13 protein-coding genes and 1 pseudogene are annotated in these 19,481 nt (G+C 67.2%); 9 read left to right on the top strand and 5 right to left on the bottom strand.

All coding sequences use genetic code 11. From position 1 onward, the window contains the following. Window position 1: 1 nt before the first annotated feature. The 3 genes from UAA55_RS09675 to cyoA are packed head-to-tail and all read right to left on the bottom strand — an operon-like array spanning window position 2 to window position 3,552. A complete protein-coding gene (locus UAA55_RS09675) occupies window positions 2-640 on the bottom strand; it encodes a cytochrome (ubi)quinol oxidase subunit III (protein WP_322952484.1) in 639 nt (212 codons plus the stop codon). Continuing rightward, the gene (cyoB, locus tag UAA55_RS09670; protein WP_322952483.1) at window positions 637-2,631 is read right to left on the bottom strand and encodes a cytochrome o ubiquinol oxidase subunit I; all 1,995 of its coding nucleotides are present in this window, start codon (window positions 2,629-2,631) and stop codon (window positions 637-639) included. Before cyoB ends, UAA55_RS09675 begins: the two co-directional genes overlap by 4 nt. Window positions 2,632-2,640: 9 nt before the next feature. Next, window positions 2,641-3,552, bottom strand: coding sequence for a ubiquinol oxidase subunit II (gene cyoA, locus UAA55_RS09665; RefSeq protein WP_322952482.1), 912 nt, complete (start codon window positions 3,550-3,552; stop codon window positions 2,641-2,643). A gap of 149 nt (window positions 3,553-3,701) precedes the next feature. Here cyoA and UAA55_RS09660 point away from each other — a divergent pair, with 149 nt between their 5' ends. The 4 genes from UAA55_RS09660 (at window position 3,702) to UAA55_RS09645 (ending at window position 10,371) form a co-directional block, all read left to right on the top strand. Then, the gene (locus UAA55_RS09660) at window positions 3,702-4,292 is read left to right on the top strand and encodes an alpha-ketoglutarate-dependent dioxygenase AlkB (RefSeq protein ID WP_322952481.1); all 591 of its coding nucleotides are present in this window, start codon (window positions 3,702-3,704) and stop codon (window positions 4,290-4,292) included. Window positions 4,293-4,511: 219 nt separating this feature from the next. Then, window positions 4,512-5,663 (top strand): efflux RND transporter periplasmic adaptor subunit, encoded by a 1,152-nt coding sequence (locus UAA55_RS09655; RefSeq protein ID WP_322952480.1) that lies wholly within the window; start codon window positions 4,512-4,514, stop codon window positions 5,661-5,663. Between the two features lie 11 nt (window positions 5,664-5,674). Continuing rightward, the gene (locus tag UAA55_RS09650; protein ID WP_322952479.1) at window positions 5,675-8,866 is read left to right on the top strand and encodes an efflux RND transporter permease subunit; all 3,192 of its coding nucleotides are present in this window, start codon (window positions 5,675-5,677) and stop codon (window positions 8,864-8,866) included. Between the two features lie 20 nt (window positions 8,867-8,886). Further along, window positions 8,887-10,371, top strand: coding sequence for an efflux transporter outer membrane subunit (locus UAA55_RS09645; RefSeq protein ID WP_322952478.1), 1,485 nt, complete (start codon window positions 8,887-8,889; stop codon window positions 10,369-10,371). A gap of 6 nt (window positions 10,372-10,377) precedes the next feature. Here the strand turns inward: UAA55_RS09645 and UAA55_RS09640 are convergent, their stop codons facing one another. After that, window positions 10,378-10,920 carry a methylated-DNA--[protein]-cysteine S-methyltransferase gene (locus UAA55_RS09640; protein ID WP_322952477.1) on the bottom strand — a complete coding sequence of 181 codons (543 nt, stop codon included), beginning with the start codon at window positions 10,918-10,920 and terminating at the stop codon, window positions 10,378-10,380. A 414-nt stretch (window positions 10,921-11,334) separates the two neighbouring features. Here UAA55_RS09640 and fdnG point away from each other — a divergent pair. The 4 genes and pseudogenes from fdnG to fdhE form a co-directional block, all read left to right on the top strand. Then, a pseudogene (gene fdnG, locus UAA55_RS09635) lies at window positions 11,335-14,388 on the top strand (formate dehydrogenase-N subunit alpha); the annotation flags it as partial. An 89-nt stretch (window positions 14,389-14,477) separates the two neighbouring features. Next, entirely contained in the window at window positions 14,478-15,401 is a 924-nt protein-coding gene (fdxH, locus tag UAA55_RS09630; protein ID WP_322952476.1) for a formate dehydrogenase subunit beta, read from the top strand. Continuing rightward, entirely contained in the window at window positions 15,398-16,072 is a 675-nt protein-coding gene (locus UAA55_RS09625) for a formate dehydrogenase subunit gamma (protein WP_322952475.1), read from the top strand. Before fdxH ends, UAA55_RS09625 begins: the two co-directional genes overlap by 4 nt. 102 nt (window positions 16,073-16,174) lie before the next feature. Next, on the top strand, window positions 16,175-17,101 hold the full coding sequence (fdhE, locus tag UAA55_RS09620) for a formate dehydrogenase accessory protein FdhE (protein ID WP_322952474.1): 927 nt from the start codon (window positions 16,175-16,177) through the stop codon (window positions 17,099-17,101). 40 nt (window positions 17,102-17,141) lie between these two features. Here the strand turns inward: fdhE and UAA55_RS09615 are convergent, their stop codons facing one another. Next, the gene (locus UAA55_RS09615) at window positions 17,142-18,134 is read right to left on the bottom strand and encodes a zinc-dependent alcohol dehydrogenase family protein (RefSeq protein WP_322952473.1); all 993 of its coding nucleotides are present in this window, start codon (window positions 18,132-18,134) and stop codon (window positions 17,142-17,144) included. A gap of 103 nt (window positions 18,135-18,237) precedes the next feature. Between UAA55_RS09615 and UAA55_RS09610 the strand changes: the two genes are divergently transcribed. Next, on the top strand, window positions 18,238-19,137 hold the full coding sequence (locus tag UAA55_RS09610) for a LysR family transcriptional regulator (RefSeq protein WP_322952472.1): 900 nt from the start codon (window positions 18,238-18,240) through the stop codon (window positions 19,135-19,137). Window positions 19,138-19,481 lie beyond the last annotated feature (344 nt).

Here is a 19,481-nt window from a genome sequence, read left to right as displayed (position 1 = left end):
GTCAGCGCGCTCCCATCAGGTAGACGATCGTGAACAGGGCCACCCAGATGATGTCCAGGGCATGCCAGAACAGGCTGAAGCACATCAGGCGATGGCATACGGTGGGGCGCCAGCCCTTGTCCGCCACCTGGGCCACCATGACCACCAGCCACAGCAGCCCCACCGCCACATGGGCACCGTGGCAGCCCACCAGGGTGAAGAAGCCCGACAGGAAGGCGCTACGGTCGGCGGTGGCACCCCGGGCGACCATGCCGGCGAACTCGCGCATCTCCAGGACCAGGAAGCCCAGCCCCAGGATGAAGGTGATCGCCGCGCCCAGATAGAAGGTGCCGCGATGCCGCGCGTCCATGGCCAGGGACATCATCCCGCAGCTGAAGCTGGAGAACAGCAGCAGCGCCGTTTCCACCGCCACGTTCCGGGCATCGAACAGCTCCGCCCCCGTCGGGCCGCCCGCCGTCGCCTTCCCCAGCACCGCGAAGGTCGCGAAGAGGGCGGAGAACATGACGATGTCGCTCAGCAGGAACAGCCAGAAGCCGTAGGCGATGATGATACGCTTGGGCGCCGGGCCGGCGGCGCTGTCGGACACCGGCATGCCGTGGTGGGTGTGGGCCTCGTGCCCGTGGACGGTGGTGGCGGTCATGGCGTGCCCCCCACCCAATAGGCCTGGTGGTGGGCGCGGTCGACCCGTGCCAGTTCATCCGCTGCGATCTCGAACTCGCTCTCATCCCGCCAGGCGAAGACCAGGGTGGTGATCAGCGCGCCCACCAGGCCCAGGATCACCAGCCACCAGATGTGCCAGATGAGGGCGAAGCCGGTGACCACGGCGAAGAAGGCGGTGACGAAGCCGGTGGGGCTGTTGAGCGGCATGTGGATGGGCGCGTAGGCCAGGGCTTCGGCCGCGGCGACCCGTTCCTCCCTCGCGCGACGCTTCATGTGCCAGTAGGCGTCCTCCCGCTCCACACGGGGCAGGACGGCGAAGTTCCAGGCGGGCGGGGGCGAGGGCGTGGACCATTCCAGCGTGCGGCCGTGCCAGGGGTCGCCCGTATGGTCGCGCCGCCGCTCGCGCGTCCGGATGGACACGACCAGCTGGATGACCAGCGCCAGGATGCCGGCCAGGATGAAGGCGACGCCCACCGCCGCCACGATCAGCCAGGGCTGCCAGCCGGGATTGTCGTAATGCTGCAGCCGGCGCGTCATGCCCAGCATGCCCAGGTAATAAAGCGGCATGAAGGCCAGGTAGAAGCCGACGAACCAACACCAGAACGAGACCTTGCCCCAGCCCTCATCCAGGGTGAAGCCGAAGGCCTTGGGGAACCAGTACATGTAGCCGGCCAACACCCCGAACACGACGCCGCCGATGATGACGTTGTGGAAATGGGCGATCAGGAACAGGCTGTTGTGCAGGATGAAGTCGGCTGGGGGCACGGCCAGCAGCACGCCCGTCATGCCGCCGATGACGAAGGTCACCATGAAGCCCACGGACCACAGGATGGGGACGTTGAAGCGCACCCGGCCGCCGTACATGGTGAACAGCCAATTGTAGACCTTCACACCCGTGGGCACGGCGATGATCATGGTCATGACGCCGAAGAAGCCGTTGACGTTGGCCCCGGCGCCCATGGTGAAGAAGTGGTGCAGCCAGACGATGAAGGACAGGATGCAGATGGCCATGGTGGCCGCCACCATGGAGCGGTAGCCGAACAGCGGCTTGCCCGAGAAGGTGGACACCACCTCCGAGAACACGCCGAAGCACGGCAGGATCAGAATGTAGACCTCCGGATGGCCCCAGACCCAGATGAGGTTCACGTACATCATCGGGTTGCCGTCGCCGTCGGCGGTGAAGAAGTGCATGCCGAGGTAACGGTCCAGCAGCAGCATGGCGAAGGTGGCGGTCAGGACGGGGAAGGCCGCGATGATCAGCAGGTTGGACGCCAGCGAGGTCCAGCAGAACACGGGCATGCGCATGTAACTCATCCCCGGCGCCCGCATCTTCAGGATGGTGGTCGCCAGGTTGATGCCCGACAGCAGGGTGCCGACGCCCGAGATCTGCAGCGCCCAGAGATAGTAATCGACCCCCACGCCGGGGGAGTATTTCAGTTCGCTCAAGGGCGGGTAGGCCAGCCAGCCGGTGCGGGCGAACTCCCCCACCACAAGGGAGATGTTGGTCAGCAGGATGCCCGAGGCGGTCAGCCACAGGCTGACGGAATTCAGCGTGGGGAAGGCCACGTCGCGGATGCCCAGTTGCAGGGGGACCGCGAAGTTCATCAGGCCGATGACGAAGGGCATGGCCATGAAGAAGATCATGATGGTGCCGTGGGCGGAGAAGATCTGGTTGTAATGCTCCGGCGGCAGATAGCCGGCGTCCGGCCCCACCGACACGGCCTGCTGCAGCCGCATCATCACCGCGTCGGTGAAGCCGCGCAGCAGCATCACCAGGGCCAGGACCACGTACATGACGCCGATGCGCTTGTGGTCGACGGACGTCAGCCATTCCCGCCACAGATAGGGCCAATAACCCTTCACCGTCACCCAGGCCAGCATGCCCAGCACCGCCAGGATCATGAGGCCCGAGGCGATCATGTCGATCGGCTGGTTGATGGGGATGGCGCTCCAGCTCAGCTTGCCGAACATGCTCGATCCTTATTCCGGGTCTTTGTTCAGGGACGGATAATCGTGTCCGGGCCAGTGGGGGTTGGTTTGGGGCAGGGCGGGATTGCGGCCGGGGTTGGCGACGGCGTCGAACAGGCCCGGCATCACGCTGCGGAAGGTGCGGGGGCAGTTCGCCCGGCTGGATTGGGTCAGCCGCGCCCAGGCCGCGGCGTCCAGCGCCTCGCCCTGGGCGCGGGCGTTGGCGACCCAGCCATCGAAGGCGTCGCGGGGCAAGGCCTCCAGCGTGAACAGCATGTCGGGGAAACCGGCGCCGCTGAACTGGGCGGAGATTCCGGAATAGCGGCCCGGCCTGTCGGCCTGCAGGTTCAGCCGGGTGATCATGCCGGGCATGGTGTAGATCTGGCTGCCCAGCTGGGGCACGAAGAAGCTGTTCATGACCCCGTCGGACGTCAGCTGGAAGCTGACCGGCGTGCCGGCGGGCACCACCAGGTGGTTGATGCTGGCGATGTTCTGGTCGGGGTAGATGAACAGCCATTTCCAATCCAGCGAAACCACCTGCACCGTCATGGGCGGCGTGTCGGCGGGCAGGGGCTTGGGCGGGTCCAGGTCGCGTGAGCTGACCCAGCCGATGCCGCCCAGCAGCAGCACGGTCATGGCGGGAATGGCCCACACCACCATCTCGATGCGGCCGGAATATTCCCAGTCGGGACGGTAGCGGGCCCGTGTGTTGCCGGCGCGGAACCACCACGCCACCCCCAAGGTCGTCAGGATGGTGGGGACGACGATGGCCAGCATGATGCCCAGGGAATCCCACAGGATGGTCAGTTCCTGGGCGGCCACCGGCCCTTGCGGGTCCAGCACCCCGCCGGAACAGCCGGTGAGGCCGGACAGCGCCAGGGCCAGGACGGCGGCCAAGGCGGCGGCTGTGGCGGGGCGGGCCATGGCTTTCCTTGGTTTGACAGGGGGTTGCTTTGACGGCGGGTGGGCGGTGGGTCAATGCCCCCCGCCCCATTAGTTCCCGGGCCATGCGGGGAAAAAACGTCGCACGCTTCCCATATCGGGTGGGTCGCCCTGTCCCCGGATCGCTGTCCATGCCCGTTCAGCCCAGCCTCTTCCCTGACGCGCCGCCGCCCGGCGACCATCCGCCGGGTTTCCGCTACACCCCCGACCTGATCGATGGGGAGGAGGAGCGCCGGCTGGCGGCCGGCATCGCGGCGCTGCCGCTGAAGCCGTTCGAGTTCCACGGCTACCTGGCCAATCGGCGGGTCGTGTCCTTCGGCTACCGCTATGATTACGCCCAGCGCGCGGTCGCGGCGGCGCCGGACGTGCCGTCCTTCCTTTTGGATTTGCGCACTCGGGTCGCCGCTTGGGCCGGGGTGGCGCCCGATGACTTCCGCCAGCTGCTGATCAACGAATACGCGCCGGGCGCCGGCATCGGTTGGCATCGGGACAAGCCGCAGTTCGGCCTGGTGGCGGGGGTGTCGCTGCTGTCCCCGGCCATCTTGCGCTTCCGGCGGCGGGGGGCGGGCGGTTGGCGCCGGGCCGCGGCCCCCCTGGCGCCCCGATCGGCCTATCTGCTGACGGGGGAGGCGCGCGCGGTGTGGGAACACAGCATCGTCGAGGGTGAGGTTCTGCGCTATTCGGTAACCTTCCGCACCCTGGCGAACGATTGGCGCCCCTGAAACGGTGTTGGCACGGACAGGAACCTTTAATCCTGATTTCGGCCAAGGCGGCGGAAAAAGACAAAACGCGGCACACCCAGCCAAGCCATTGGTCCGGCGGCCCCATAGTGTGATGGAAGAACTGCGTCCAGGCGCGGTTTGTCTATCATGGCCGCGGACGCCGCCTCCGTGCGGGCTCCCGAGCTTGAGCCTCGTGTTGGGGGAAGGATGCTGTCCACCATGCCGTCGCCGGTTCGCCGGCTGTATCCCTTGGTCCTGGCCCTGGCGTTGGCCGCCTGCGGCGACAAGCATCCCCCGGCCGCCAATGCCGGCCCCCCGCCGGTGACGGTGGCCCAGCCGCTGCCGCACAAGATCGTGGACTGGGATGAATTCACCGGCCGGTTCGAGGCGGTGCAGACGGTGGAGCTGCGCGCCCGCGTCTCCGGCTACCTGGACCAGATCAAGTTCCGCGACGGCCAGCTGGTGCAGAAGGGCGACCTCCTGTTCGTCATCGACCCGCGTCCCTTCCAGGCCACACTGGACAAGGCCAACGCCGACCTGCAGCGGGAAAAGACCCGCCAGGCCCTGGCCGTTTCGGAACTGAAACGAGCGGCCCAACTATTGGCCGCCCGCGCCATCAGCCAGGAAGAATATGACACCCGCGCCCAGGCGGAGCAGGAAAGCCAGGCGGCGGTGGCCTCGGCCACGGCGGCGGCGCGGTCGGCGGCGCTGGACCTGGAATTTACCCAGATCCGCTCCCCCATCTCCGGCCGCATCGGCGACCGCAAGATCGACATCGGCAACCTGGTCAGCGGTGGGTCGGCGCAATCCACCCTGCTGGCCACCGTGGTGACCCAGGACCCCATCTATTTCGTCTTCGACGGCAGCGAGGCGGACTATCTGCGCTACAACCGCCTGGCGCTGGAAGGCACCCGCGCCTCGTCCCGTGACAAGGCCAACCCCGTCTTCGTCCGCCTGATGGATGAGACCGCCTGGACCCACAAGGGCGAGATGGATTTCGTCGACAACCGGCTGGACCCCAACTCCGGCACCATTCGGGGCCGCGCCGTCATTCCCAACACCGACAACTTTCTGCAGCCCGGCACCTTCGGCCGCATGCGGCTGCTGGGCTCCGGCGAGTACGACGCCCTGCTGGTCCCGGATGAGGCCATCGCGTCCGACCAGTCGCACAAGATCGTCCTGACCGTGGCCGAGGACGGCACGGTGACGCCCAAGCCGGTGGTGCTGGGCAACCTGGCCTACGGCTTGCGCGTCATCAAGTCCGGCCTGGCGCCCACCGACCGCGTCATCATCAGCGGCCTCATGCGGGCGCGGCCCGGCACCAAGGTCACGCCCCAGCCCGGGACCGTCACGCCCGCGGCCGAGCAGTAAAGGGCCGCGCCATGAAGTTCTCCCACTTCTTCATCGACCGGCCCATCTTCGCCTGCGTGATCTCCATCCTGATCACGCTGGTCGGCGGCCTGGCCTATTTCGCCCTGCCGGTGGCCCAGTATCCCGAGGTGGCGCCGCCCACCGTGGTGGTGACGGCGACATATCCCGGCGCCTCCGCCGAGACGGTGGCCAACACCGTGGCCGCCCCCCTGGAGCAGGAGATCAACGGCGTCGACGACATGCTGTACATGGTCTCCCAGAACACGGGCGACGGCGGCCTGTCGCTGACCATCACCTTCAAGCTGGGCACCGACATCGACAAGGCCCAGGTGCTGGTGCAGAACCGCGTGTCGGTGGCGCAGCCACACCTGCCGGACGAAGTGAACCGCCTGGGCGTCACCACGCGCAAGAATTCCCCCAACCTGATGATGGTCATCCACCTGTATTCGCCGGATGACAGCCTGGACCAGCTCTACATCTCCAACTACGCCACCCTGCAGGTGCGCGACCCGCTGGCCCGCCTGGACGGCGTGGGCGACGCCCGCATCCGTGGCGCCGGCGACTACTCCATGCGGGTCTGGCTTGATCCGGAGAAAGTGCAGGCCCGCGGCCTGACCACGGCGGAGGTGGTGCAGGCGCTGCAGGGCAACAACGTGCAGGTGGCCTCGGGCCAGTTGAACCACCCGCCCGTGCCCAAGCCCAGCGCCTTCGAGGTGCAGGTGCAGACCCTGGGCCGCCTGACCGACCCCAGCCAGTTCGCCGACATCGTCATCAAGTCCGACGCCCAGGGCCGCGTCACCCGCGTGCGCGACGTGGGCTGGGTGGAGCTGGGGGCGCAGGACTACAACACCTATTCCTACGTCGACGGCCAGCGGGCGGCGGCCATCCTGATCTACCAGCGCCCGGGCTCCAACGCCCTGAAGACCGCGGCCAACGTGCTGTCGTCCATGGAGACGATGAGCCACGACATGCCCAAGGGCATGGCCTACAAGGTGGTCTACAACCCCACCAACTACATCGCGGAATCGGTGAAGGAGGTCTACCACACCATCTTCGAGGCGGTGGTGCTGGTGGTCATCGTCGTCATCGTCTTCCTGCAATCGTGGCGGGCGGCCCTGATCCCCGTCATCGCCATTCCAATCTCGCTCATCGGCACCTTCGCCGTCATGGCGGCGGTGGGTTTCTCCCTCAACAACCTGTCCCTCTTCGGGCTGGTGCTGGCCATCGGCATCGTCGTCGACGACGCCATCGTGGTGGTGGAGAATGTGGAGCGCAACCTGGCCCAGGGCCTGTCCCCGCGTGAGGCCGCGCACCGCACCATGGACGAGGTCGGCGGCGCCCTGGTCGCCATCGCCCTGGTGCTGACCGCCGTCTTCCTGCCCACGGCCTTCCTCACCGGCATCGCGGGTGAGTTCTACCGCCAGTTCGGCGTCACCATCGCCGCCGCCACCGTCATCTCCATGCTGGTGTCGCAGACGCTGAGCCCGGCCCTGGCCGCCTTGCTGCTGAAGCCGCACGTGCAGGAGCATGCGGCCCCCCGGCGGGGCTTCCATCCGGTGGCGCGGTTCTTTGGCGGCTTCAATCGCGGCTTCGATTGGCTGTCGGAGCGCTATGGCCGGGTGACCGGCCACCTCGTGCGCCTGGCCACCGTCGTGCTGGTGGTCTATGCCGGCTTGATCGTGCTGGGCGGCGGCCTCATTTCCCGCACGCCCACGGGCTTCATCCCGGCGCAGGACCAGGGCTACTTCATCACCGTCATCCAGCTGCCGCCGGGTTCATCCCTCGCCCGGACGGACGCCATCCTGCGCCATGTTCAGGACCTGCTGAGCAAGCGGCCGGGTGTCGCCCACACCGTGGGCTTCGCCGGCTTCGACGGCGCCACCTTCACCAATGCCCCCAACGCCGGCGCCGTCTTCGTCGCCACCACGCCGTTCGCGGAGCGTGGCAGCCTCACCACCCAGGGCATCTTCTCCGACCTGCAGAAGACCATACAGCAGGTCGACGGCGCCCTGATCCTGCTGATCCCGCCGCCCACGGTGCCGGGCATCGGCTCCTCCGGCGGGTTCAAGCTCTACATCGAAGACAGGCGCTCGCGCGGCCTGCAGGCCCTGGCCGACGCCACGCAGGACATGATGCTGGCGGCCAACCAGACGCCGGGCCTGGCCAACGTCTTCAGCCTGTACAACACCCGCACGCCGCAGGTGTACGCCGACATCGACCGGGTGAAGGCCGACATGCTGGGCGTGCCGCCGTCGCGCATCTTCGACACGCTGAACGTCTATCTGGGATCGGCCTTCGTCAACGACTTCAACCTGCTGGGCCGTACCTACCGGGTGACGGCGCAGGCCGACGGTGCCGACCGCACCAGCGTGCGCGACATCGCCTACCTGCGCACGCGCTCCGACAGCGGGGGGCTGGTGCCCCTGGGCTCCGTCGCCACCTTCCGCGACGTGACCGGGCCCTACCGCGTGCCGCGTTACAACCTGTATCCGGCGGCGGAGCTGCAGGGCTCACCCGCGCCCGGTTATTCCACCGGCCAGGCCATCGCCGCCGTGCAGCAGCTGGCGCAGCAGCGCCTGCCGGACGGCTTCGCCATCGAATGGACGGAGCTGACCTTCCAGCAGATCATCGCCGGTAACACCGCCCCCATCGCCTTCGGCCTGGCCGTGGTGTTCGTCTACCTGCTGCTGGCCGCCCTGTATGAAAGCTGGATGCTGCCGCTGTCGGTCATCCTGATCGTGCCCATGTGCCTGCTGACCGCCATCTCCGGTGTCAATCTGCGGGGCATGGACAATAACATCCTGACCCAGATCGGCCTCGTGGTGCTGGTGGGCCTGGCGGCCAAGAACGCCATCCTGATCGTGGAATTCGCCAAGCAGGATGAGGAGGAGGGGATGGACCGCTTCCAGGCGGCGGTGCGTGCGGCCCGCACGCGCTTGCGCCCCATCCTCATGACCTCCTTCGCCTTCATCTTGGGTGTGGTGCCACTGGTCAACGCCTCGGGCGCCGGGTCGGAGATGCGGCAGGCCCTGGGCACCGCCGTCTTTTTCGGCATGCTGGGCGTCACCTTTTTCGGCCTGCTGTTCACGCCGGTGTTCTACGTCGTCTGCCGCTGGCTGGCGCTATGGGGCCAGCGGCGTTTCGGCAAGCGGGAAGAAACATCACCGCCGCATGCCGGGTCACCCGGTCATCATACGGCCTGATGGGGAAGGGGGATCAGTCCATGCGCACCTATCGCACCCTGTGGGCCCTGTCGGTCTGCCTGCTGCCGCTGGCCGGTTGCATCACCGTGGGGCCGGATTACCAGGCGCCGGCCAGCCCGGCCGCCGCCGGCACCTCCTTCACCCGCGCCGGCGCCGCGCCCGCCAGCGCCGCCGTCCATGCCGCCGACATGCTGAAGGCGGAAGAGCCGCTGGAGGAATGGTGGCGCCAGCTGGGCGACCCGGTGCTGGACCAGCTGGTGGCCGACGCCGTCAAGGCCAACCTGGACCTGAAGGCGGCCGACGCCGCCGTTCGCGCCGCCCGGGCGGAAGCGGAGGCGGTGGGCGCCCGCAACCTGCCGTCGGTGGGCGCCAGCGCCAGCTACAGCCGGTCGCGCGCCGCGGCGGCCACGCAGCAGGGACTGCCCAACGCGCAATTGCCCGACAGCAACGTCACCACCGCCGGCGGCAGCCTGTCGTGGGAGATCGACCTGTTCGGCCAGGTGCGGCGGGCCATCGAGGCGGCAGAGGCCGACAGCGCGCGGGCGGAGGCGCTGCGCCACCAGGTGCTGACCGTCATCATCGCCGACGTGGCCAGCACCTATGTCGATCTGCGCGGCGCGCAGCTGCGCCTGTCCGTGGCGCTGCGCAACGCGGAGAATCAGCGCGGCACCTTCGACCTGACCCACACCCTCAGCGACGCCGGACGGGGGACGGACCTGGACATCGCCCGCGCCCAGGCGCAGCTGGAAACCACCCTGGCCTCCATCCCCCCCTTGCGCGCCACGGTGGCGGCGGATGAGCACATCCTGGCCACCCTGACGGGGCGGGAGCCCGGGGCCCTGCTGAGCCTGCTCGACGCGCCGGCCCCCCTGCCCGACCTGCCCGACAGCGTGGCCGTGGGCACGCCCGCCACCCTGCTGGGCCGCCGGGCCGACGTGGCGGCGGCGGAGCGGGCCCTGGCGGCGGCCACGGCCCGCATCGGCGTCGCCACCGCCGACCTCTACCCCAAGATCTCCCTCACCGGGTCGGTGGGGGTGCAGGCCCTGCAGCCGGGGGACCTGGGCGCGCGCGGCGCCTTCACCTACGGTATCGGGCCCAGTGTCAGCCTGCCGCTGTTCGACGCCGCCCTCTATGCCCGCATCCGCGAGGCCAACGCCAACACCGACCAGGCGGCGGCCAACTTCCAGAAGGCGGTGCTGACCGCCTGGCAGGAGGCGGAGACGGCGCTGGCCCGCTATGCCCAGGAACGGTCGCGGCGCGCCTCGCTGGATACCGCCGCCGCCGCCAGCACCCGGGCCGCCAGCCTGGCGGCCACGCGCTACCGCTACGGCGCCGACAATTTCCTGACCGTGCTGGACGCCCAGCGCACCCAGCTGGAGGCGGAGGACCAGCTGGCCCAGAGCCGTATCCAGGTGGCGCAGGACCTGGTGGCCACATACCGGGCGCTGGGCGGCGGCTGGACCATATCGCGGGACGTGCCTCGGGATATGGCTGACGCGCGGTGAGGACGCCTATCCGGCAGTCGCGAACAGGTCGCCCGTTATTGCCGGGCGGCGGGCGGGGCGGCGCCCTTCCAGCGTCAGCAGATAGTCCTTGGCCTCCAGGCCGCCGGCGAAGCCGGTCAGGGTGCCGTCCATGCCCACCACCCGGTGGCAGGGTGCGATGATGGAGATGGGGTTGCGCCCGTTGGCGGCCCCCACCGCCCGCACTGCCGCAGGCTTGCCGATCTGCCGGGCGATGTCGCTGTAGCTGCGCACCTCGCCATAGGGGATGGTCAGCAGCGCCCGCCACACCTGTTTCTGGAAATCCGTGCCGGTGAAGGACAGCGGCACGTCGAATACCGTCAGCTCCTTGCCGAAATAGGCCCGCAGCTGTCGTTCGGTCTCACTCAACACCGGATGGTCGGGGGCCGGGACCAGCGGACCCAGCCGCACCCGGCCCGGCCGGTCATTCTCCCACAGGATGGCTGCCAGACCCTCATCGCCGGCCACCAGGGTCAGCCGTCCGACGGGGGAGGGCACGTACCTGAACGCAAACGTGGCAGTGCCGGTCATGGCGGCAAGCTCCTCATCCGGGGGAGTGGCCAGGGTGGCAAAACGATAAGGCCAGGGGCAAGGGCGGTCATCACAGGCCTCGGGCCATTGTCCCGGCCCGGTTTCAGGGAGAGCATCGTTATGTTCATATAAATATAGCGCGCCTAGAACGCCGCGTTTCAGGTAGCGGACGCGGAATACCTTTGGTTGGGTAATAAACTTTGCGCATGACGCAACCAATTTTCTGAATTTAGTTAATGAGAACGGTTATCAATATGACCGTCTTCATTCGCTGCCCGAGAAATTCACCGCCAATAACTTGACGGGCTGCGGCCGCGTCTTATGATGCATGCATCCGTCTGCCGGCGTCTGCTTGCCCTTCCCGGGCGGCTTCGGCGTTTTGGCAGGGCCGATTTTCACGGGAGCGTGTGAGACATGGATCTCAGTCGTCGCGGCTTTATCAAGCTGACCGGCGCGGGACTGGCGGTCTCCAGCATGGGCGCGCTGGGCTTCGGCTCGGCGGGCACCGCGCTGGCGGCATCCGTCCGGCCGTTCAAGCTGACCGCCGCCACCGAAACCCGCAACACCTGCACCTATTGCTCGGTGGCCTGCGGCATCCTCATCTACAGCCAGGGCGATCGCGCGAAGAACGTGAAGTCCTCGGTCATCCATATCGAGGGTGATCCGGACCATCCCGTCAACCGCGGCACGCTGTGCCCCAAGGGCGCCGGCCTGCTGGACATCGTGCGCGCGCCGGGCCGCCTGACGGTGCCGAAATATCGCGCCGCCGGTGCCACGGAGTGGAAGGAGGTCAGCTGGGATTTCGCCCTGGACCGCATCGCCACGCTGATGAAGCAGGATCGCGACGCCAACTTCATCGCCAAGAACGGCGCCGGCGCCACGGTGAACCGCTGGAACACCACGGGCATGCTGGCGGCCTCTGCGGCCTCGAACGAGGCGGCCTATGTGACCTTCAAGTGGGCCCGTTCGCTGGGCATGGTGACGTTCGACAACCAGGCGCGTGTCTGACACGGACCGACGGTGGCCAGTTTGGCCCCAACATTCGGTCGCGGTGCGATGACCAACACCTGGCAGGACATAAAGAACGCCAACGTCGTCATCGTCATGGGCGGCAATGCCGCCGAAGCGCACCCCTGCGGATTCAAATGGGTGGTCGAGGCCAAGATCGAGAACAAGGCCAAGCTCATCGTTGTCGATCCGCGTTTCACCCGCACGGCCTCCGTGGCGGACGTCTATGCCCCCATCCGGCCGGGCACCGACATCGCTTTCCTCAGCGGCCTCATGCGCTATCTGCTGACGAACGATGCCATCCAGCACGAGTACGTGCGGGCGTATACCAACGCCAGCCTGATCGTGAAGGACGGCTTCGCCTTCGAGGATGGCCTGTTCAGCGGCTATAACGAGGAAAAGCGCAGCTACGACAAGTCCAGCTGGGATTACGAGCTGGATGAGCAAGGCTACGCCAAGTCCGATGACACCTGGCAGAACCCGCGCTGCGTCATCAACCTGCTGAAAAAGCACGTCGACCGGTACACGCCCGAGATGGTGTCCCGCATCTGCGGCACGCCCCAGGACAAGTACCTGGAGATCTGCAAGCTGATCGCCACCACCTCGGCGCCGGACAAGGCCCTGACCAGCCTGTTCGCGCTGGGCTGGACCCAGCATTCGGTGGGCGCGCAGAACATCCGCACCATGGCCATGGTGCAGCTGCTGCTGGGCAACATCGGTGTCGCCGGCGGCGGCATGAACGCCCTGCGCGGCCATTCCAACATCCAGGGCCTGACCGACATCGGCCTGCTCTCGGCCTCGCTGCCGGGCTACATGAACATGCCGAAGGACAGTGAAGTCACCTTCGACAAGTACATGGAGACCAAGCTGTTCAAGCCCCTGCGCCCGGGGCAGACCAGTTACTGGCAGAACTACCGCAAGTTCTTCGTCAGCTTCCAGAAGGCCATGTTCGGCAGCGCCGCCACGGCCGAGAACAACTGGGCCTACGACTATTTGCCCAAGCTGGACGTGGATGGTTACGACATCCTGCGCGCGTTCGAGATGATGAACAACAAGCAGATGAACGGCTACATCTGCCAGGGCTTCAACCCCATGCAGGCCTTCCCCGACCGGGGCAAGATCCGCCGGGGCCTGTCGAACCTGAAGTACCTCGTCGTCATGGACCCGCTGGATACCGAGACGGCCAATTTCTGGCAGGACTACGGTCCGCAGAACCCGTCCAAGCCGACGGAAATCCAGACCGAGGTGTTCCAGCTGCCAACCACCTGTTTCGCGGAGGAGAACGGCACGCTGGTCAACTCCGCCCGCTGGCTGCAGTGGCACTGGAAGGCGGCCGACGCCCCCGGCCAGGCCAAGACCGACCTGTGGATCATCGCCGGCCTCTACAACCGCATGAAGGCGATGTACGCCAAGGACGGCGGTGCCTTCCCCGACGCGCTGCTGAACCTCACCTGGACCTATGCCGACCCGCATGAGCCGGAGCCGGAGGAAGTGGCCAAGGAGATGAACGGCCGCGCGCTGGTGGACGTCAACGACCCGGCCACGGGTGCCCCGCTGTTGAAGGCGGGGCAGCAGCTGGACGCCTTCGCCCAGCTGCGCGACGACGGCACCACCATGTCGGGCTGCTGGATCTTCGCCGGCAGCTTCACCGACAAGGGCAACATGACGGCCCGCCGCGACGCGACGGACCCGCGTGAGGCGGGCATCGCCCCCAACTGGGCCTGGGCGTGGCCGGCCAACCGGCGCATCCTGTACAATCGTGCCAGCGCCAACCCGGAGGGCAAAGCCTGGAACCCGGCCAAGCCCGTCATCGAGTGGAACGGGTCCAAGTGGGTGGGCGTGGACGTGCCCGACTACGGCCCGACGGTGAAGCCGTCGGACAGTGTCGGCCCCTTCATCATGAACCAGGAGGGGCAGGCCCGCCTGTTCGCCCGCGGCCTGATGAACGAGGGTCCGTTCCCCGAGCATTACGAGCCGTTCGAAAGCCCGTCGGAAAACGTGCTGCACCCCAAGGTGAAGAGCAACCCGGCCGCCCGCGTGTTCGCCAGCGACAAGGCGCACATGGGCGCCTCGGCCGACTTCCCCTACGTCGGCACCACCTACCGCCTGACCGAGCACTTCCACTATTGGACCAAGCATTCGCTGATCAACGCCATCCTCCAGCCGGAGGAATTCGTGGAGATCGGCGAGGCCCTGGCCAAGGAGAAGGGCATTGAGCAGGGCGGCTGGGTCAAGGTGTCGTCCAAGCGCGGCCAGGTGATCTGCAAGGCCTTCGTGACCAAGCGCATCAAGCCGCTGATGGTGGACGGCAAGCCGACCCACGTCATCGGCTGCCCCATCCACTGGGGCTTCACCGGCGTGGCGCGCAAGGGCTACGGCGCCAACACCCTGACGCCGTTCGTGGGCGACGCCAACACCAACACGCCGGAGTTCAAGGCCTTCCTGCTCAACATCGAGAAGACCAGCGCGCCCCCCGCGGTGGATGTGGCCCAGGGGCCGCGTGACGCCCAAGGGGTGCCGAAGTCGCTCACCAAGATGGGGAGCCTGTGATGGCCGACCTGCAATCCCAAGACTACATCCGCCGGTCGGCCACCAACCTGACGCCACCCTCGGTGCGCCACCATGAGCTTGAGGTGGCCAAGCTGATCGACGTCAGCCGCTGCATCGGCTGCAAGGCTTGCCAGTCCGCCTGCATGGAATGGAACAACCTGCGGCCGGAGATGGAGGAGTTCCAGGGCGCGTACGAGAACCCGCACGACCTCAACCCCGGCACCTGGACCCTGATGCGGTTCGCCGAGTACGAGGACGAGCAGGGGAATCTGGAGTGGCTGATCCGCAAGGACGGCTGCATGCACTGCGAGGATCCGGGCTGCCTCAAGGCCTGCCCGGCCCCCGGCGCCATCGTCCAGTACGCCAACGGCATCGTCGACTTCATCAGCGAGAACTGCATCGGCTGCGGCTATTGCGTGAAGGGGTGCCCCTTCAACATCCCGCGCATCAGCGCCCAGGACCACAAGTCGTACAAGTGCACCTTGTGTTCCGACCGCGTGGGCGTGGGGCTGGAGCCGGCCTGCGTGAAGACCTGCCCCACCGGGGCCATCATGTTCGGCTCCAAGGACGACATGAAGGACTGGGCGGGCGAGCGCATCGCCGAGCTGAAGGAACGCGGCTTCCAGAACGCCGGCCTCTATGACCCGCCGGAGGTGGGCGGCACGCACGTCATGTACGTGCTGCACCACGCCGACAAGCCCTCGCTCTACTCCGGCCTGCCGGACAAGCCCCACATCAGCGCGCTGGTGGGGGCGTGGAAGGGCTTCCTGAAGCCGGTGGCCCTGGCCGGCCTGGCCTTCGCCGCCGTCAGCACCTTCGTCCATTCCATCGTCTCCGGCCCCAATGAGACGACGGAAGCCGATGAGACCCACGCCCGGCTGGAAATGGAGAAGGCAAAACGGAATGGGAGCGCCGAGTCATGAGCTATCCCAAGGGAACCATCGTCCGTAATTCCACCCTGACCCGGGTGAACCACTGGATCACCGGCCTCTGCTTCGTGCTGCTGACCCTGTCGGGCTTGGCCATGTTCCATCCCGTCTTCTTCTGGCTGTCGAACCTGTTCGGCAGCGGACAATGGATGCGGGCGCTGCACCCTTGGCTGGGCGTGACCCTGATCGTCAGCTTCCTGGGCCTGTTCATCCAGTTCTGGCGGGACAACCTGTGGAACCGCGACGACGTGGAATGGGCCAAGTCGCTGGACAAGGTGCTGGATAACCGGGAGGAGGAGGTGCCTCCCGTCGGCCGCTTCAACGCCGGCCAGAAGGCGGTGTTCTGGGGCATGGCCCTGATCATCCCGGTCCTGTTCGTCACCGGCATCCTGATCTGGGAGGTTTATTTCGGGGACGCCACCTCCATCGAGACGCAGCGCGTGGCCGTGCTGATCCACAGCATGGCCGCCATCGGCGCCATCCTGATCTGGATCACGCATGTCTATGCCGCGCTGTGGGTGAAGGGCTCCATGCGGGCCATGCTGCACGGCTGGGTCACGCCCGGCTGGGCCTACCGGCACCATCGCAAGTGGTTCAAGAGCCTGGTCGCCAGTGGTTCCCCCGGCCCGACGCCGGACAGCACGGCCAAATTCCGCGAGCACTGAGCGGCATCAACGCTTATGTATCTGGGGCGCGGTCCTGTCTCGGGGCCGCGCCCCTTTCATTCCATGCTATGAGCGGCTTCCGCCCGCTTCAGGAGTTCGATCATGAGACAGGGTGAGGTGGCGCCCAAGGCGCCATGGATCGGCAACCCCCAGGGTGGGGTGACCGCTCCGGCCCCGGTGATCCTGCCCGACCCGGCCACCCGTTTTGCCCGCACCTCCGGGCGGCTGGGCGTGCTGGCGGTCGACCATCCCATGGCGCAGTGGCTGGAGTTTCTGTGCGAGCTGTCGCAGGCCCAGCACGACGCGGCCGACATGATCGACGTGACCGCCCCGGATGCCGACGACCTGGCCACGGCCACCGATGCCGGCATGCCGCCCCTGGCCGCCGATGGCCATGAGCGCGACATCGTCTGGCGCGAGGCGCTGACCCTGATCCTGCGCCATTTCGACCGCCTGCCCGAAGTGCCGGATCTGGTGGCCTCCGTCATCGACAGCCTGAACGAGGTGGACGGCGACACGCTGGAATACCTGGCCAACGACTTCCTCAGCGGCAACGTCGCGCCTGAGGATGCCGGCCGCGCCGTCTTCATCGCGGCGGCCCTGCAGGTCTATTTCACCAAGCTGGCCGCCACCCTGGACGAGTCCCAGGTGCATTTGCTGCCGGAGCGCGGCCTGTGCCCCTGCTGCGGCTCCACCCCGGTGGCGGGTGTCATCACCGCTTCCGGCTCCACGCCCGGCGTGCGTTACCTCTATTGCTCCCTCTGCTCCACCGCCTGGAACCATGTGCGGGCGGTGTGCATCACCTGCGGGCAGTCGGCCCACCTGTCGCTGAAAAGCGTGGAGGGCGAGAACGGTGCGGTGCAGGTGGAAACCTGCGACGACTGCCACACCTACGCCAAGATGCTGTACGTGGCCAAGGACCCCAGGCTGGACCCCTACGCCGACGATCTGGCCAGCCTGGGGCTGGACCTGATGGTGGCCGAGGTCGGCTGGCTGCGCCACGCGCCCAATCCGCTGCTGCTGGCGTAGGGAGAGGCGGCCCCGGTTGATGATATCGGGGCCGGTTCCCTTAGACCGTCACCACCAGCTTGCCGAACTGCTGGTTCGATTCCAGGTGGCGGTGGGCCGCCACGATGTCGTCGAAGGCGAAGCTGCGGTCGATGATGGGCTTCAGCGCGCCGGACTCCAGGCCCTTGAGCACGAAGGCCTTGGCCGCCGCCAGCCGCGCGGGGTCGGTGGTGATCTCGTGGATCAGATATCCCCGCAGCGTCAGGCTCTTGCCCAGCACGTTGAACAGGGGGAAGGGCGTCGGCTCGGGGCTCAGCGCGCCGTACTCGATCAGGATGCCGCCCCGGGCCATGGCGGCGGTCAAAGGCGTGAAGATGGGGCCGCCGATGGGGTCGAACACCACGCGCACGCCCTCGGGCCCCGCGATCTCCGCCAGCCGTGCCTCCAGATCCTCCTCCGCCGACGCGACGACATGGGCGGCCCCGGCCTCCAGCAGGGCCTGGCGCTTGGCATGCGTGCGGGTGACGGCGATGGGGGTGGCGCCCACCATGCGGGCGATCTGGATGGCGGCCAGGCCCACGCTGCTGCTGGCCGCCGTGATGACCACGAAATCGCCGGCCGCCAGCTTGGCCAAGTCGATCAGGGCGCCATAGGCGGTGACGTATTGCATCCAGGTGGCGGCGGCCTCTTCCCAGCTGAGGGTGGCCGGGTGCTTCACCACCAGGTGCTGGGGAAAGTTGGCCAGTTCGGCGTAGGCGGGCCACTCGATCTGTGAGGGCGGCGGCACCACGCTGACGGCGTCGCCAACCTTGAGGCCTTCCACGCCGGCGCCCAGGGCCGCCACCTCGCCGGCCGCCTCAAAGCCCAGGCCGCTGGGCCAATTCTCCACCGTTTCGATATAGGCGCCGGTGCGTAGCATGGACTCCGCCCGGTTCAGGCCCAGCGCCTTGACGCGGATCTGCACCTGCCCGACGCCGGGGGGCGGCACATCGGCCTCCTCGATACGCAGGACCTCGGGGCCGCCATGCTCATGAAAGCGGATAACGCGTGCCATGGTCATTCACTCCAAATCAATTGACTAGAATGAACATGAGCGTGGCCGCCAGGCGGGATAAATGGGCTAGGATGCAGAACACTACGAACCAATGGTTTTCAATATGGACCGCTTGGGCAGCATGGCCGTCTTCGTCAAGGCGGTGGATCTGGGGTCTTTCGCCGCCGCCGCGTCGGCGCTGGGCCTGTCGGGCCCCATGGTGGGCAAGCACATCCGCTTCCTGGAGGAACGGCTGGGCGTGCGGCTGCTGAACCGCACCACGCGGCGGCAGAGCCTGACGGATTTCGGCCGGGCCTATTACGAGCGCTGCCGCGTCGTGCTGGCGGAGGCGGACGCGGCCGACGCCCTGGCCGCCGACCAGCTGGGGGAGCCGCGCGGCCGGCTGCGCGTGACCATGCCGGAGCATTTCGGGCGCCGCTGCGTCGTGCCCGTGCTGCTGCAACTGGCGCGGCGCTATCCGGCGCTGGAGCTGGATTTGTCGCTGGGCGATCGCTTGGTCGACCTGGTGGAGGAGGGGTTCGATCTGGCCATCCGCACCGGCGGCCTGGCCGACCGCGCCGGCCTGATCGCCCGGCGCGTGGCGCGCCAGCGCATGGTGGTCTGCGCCGCACCCGCCTATCTCTCGGCGCATGGCGCGCCGACGGATTTGGATGACCTGGGCCGGCATGAGGGCATCATCTACCGCCGCTCCGCCCGCATTCCGCAATGGCTGTTCCCGCGCGACGGGCGCCCGGCGGTGGAGGTGCTGCCCCGCCACCGCATCCAGCTGGACGATCTGGAGACCATCGCCGACCTGGCCGTGGCCGGCATGGGTCTGGCCTGGCTGCCCTCCTGGCTTATCCGTGAACAGCTGGCGTCAGGCGCGCTGGTGACGGTGCTGCCGGACCAGCCGGAGTATCTCTATGACGTCCATACCCTGTGGGTGCAGACGCCGCACCTGCCCCTTAAGGTGCGGGCGGCGGTGGATGCTCTTGTGGATGCTCTTCCAAACACGATGAGGTAGGTTTGAAAATAAATTCAAAGCTAGGTCTTGCGATGGCGTTTGGCTCTCCCCACCATCCAATGTGGTGCCCCTAAACGCGGCGCCGTTCCGCTTACTTGGTCGGAGTTGAATCATGACCCACCAGCAGCCTGGCCTTGATGGTCGTCACCGTAATGTGAATGGCCAAATTCATCAGAAGCGCGGAGACACGCTTCTTCGCACGATTCGCGAGAAGCATTCCGATTTTGCGCCTTACGCTTCGGACGATATGCGTCTGGACACCTGGTTAAGTTTGACAGGAATTAAGAGCCTCACCGAGGGAGTGAGGCTTAGTCGCTTTTACACACACCGGTCGAGTTGGCCGT

The sequence above is a fragment of the Nitrospirillum guanabarense genome (assembly GCF_034653355.1).
Taxonomy (GTDB): Bacteria; Pseudomonadota; Alphaproteobacteria; order Azospirillales; family Azospirillaceae; genus Nitrospirillum.
Note: the sequence above shows the minus strand (reverse complement) of the source record. Positions and strands in the feature narration are given on the sequence as shown.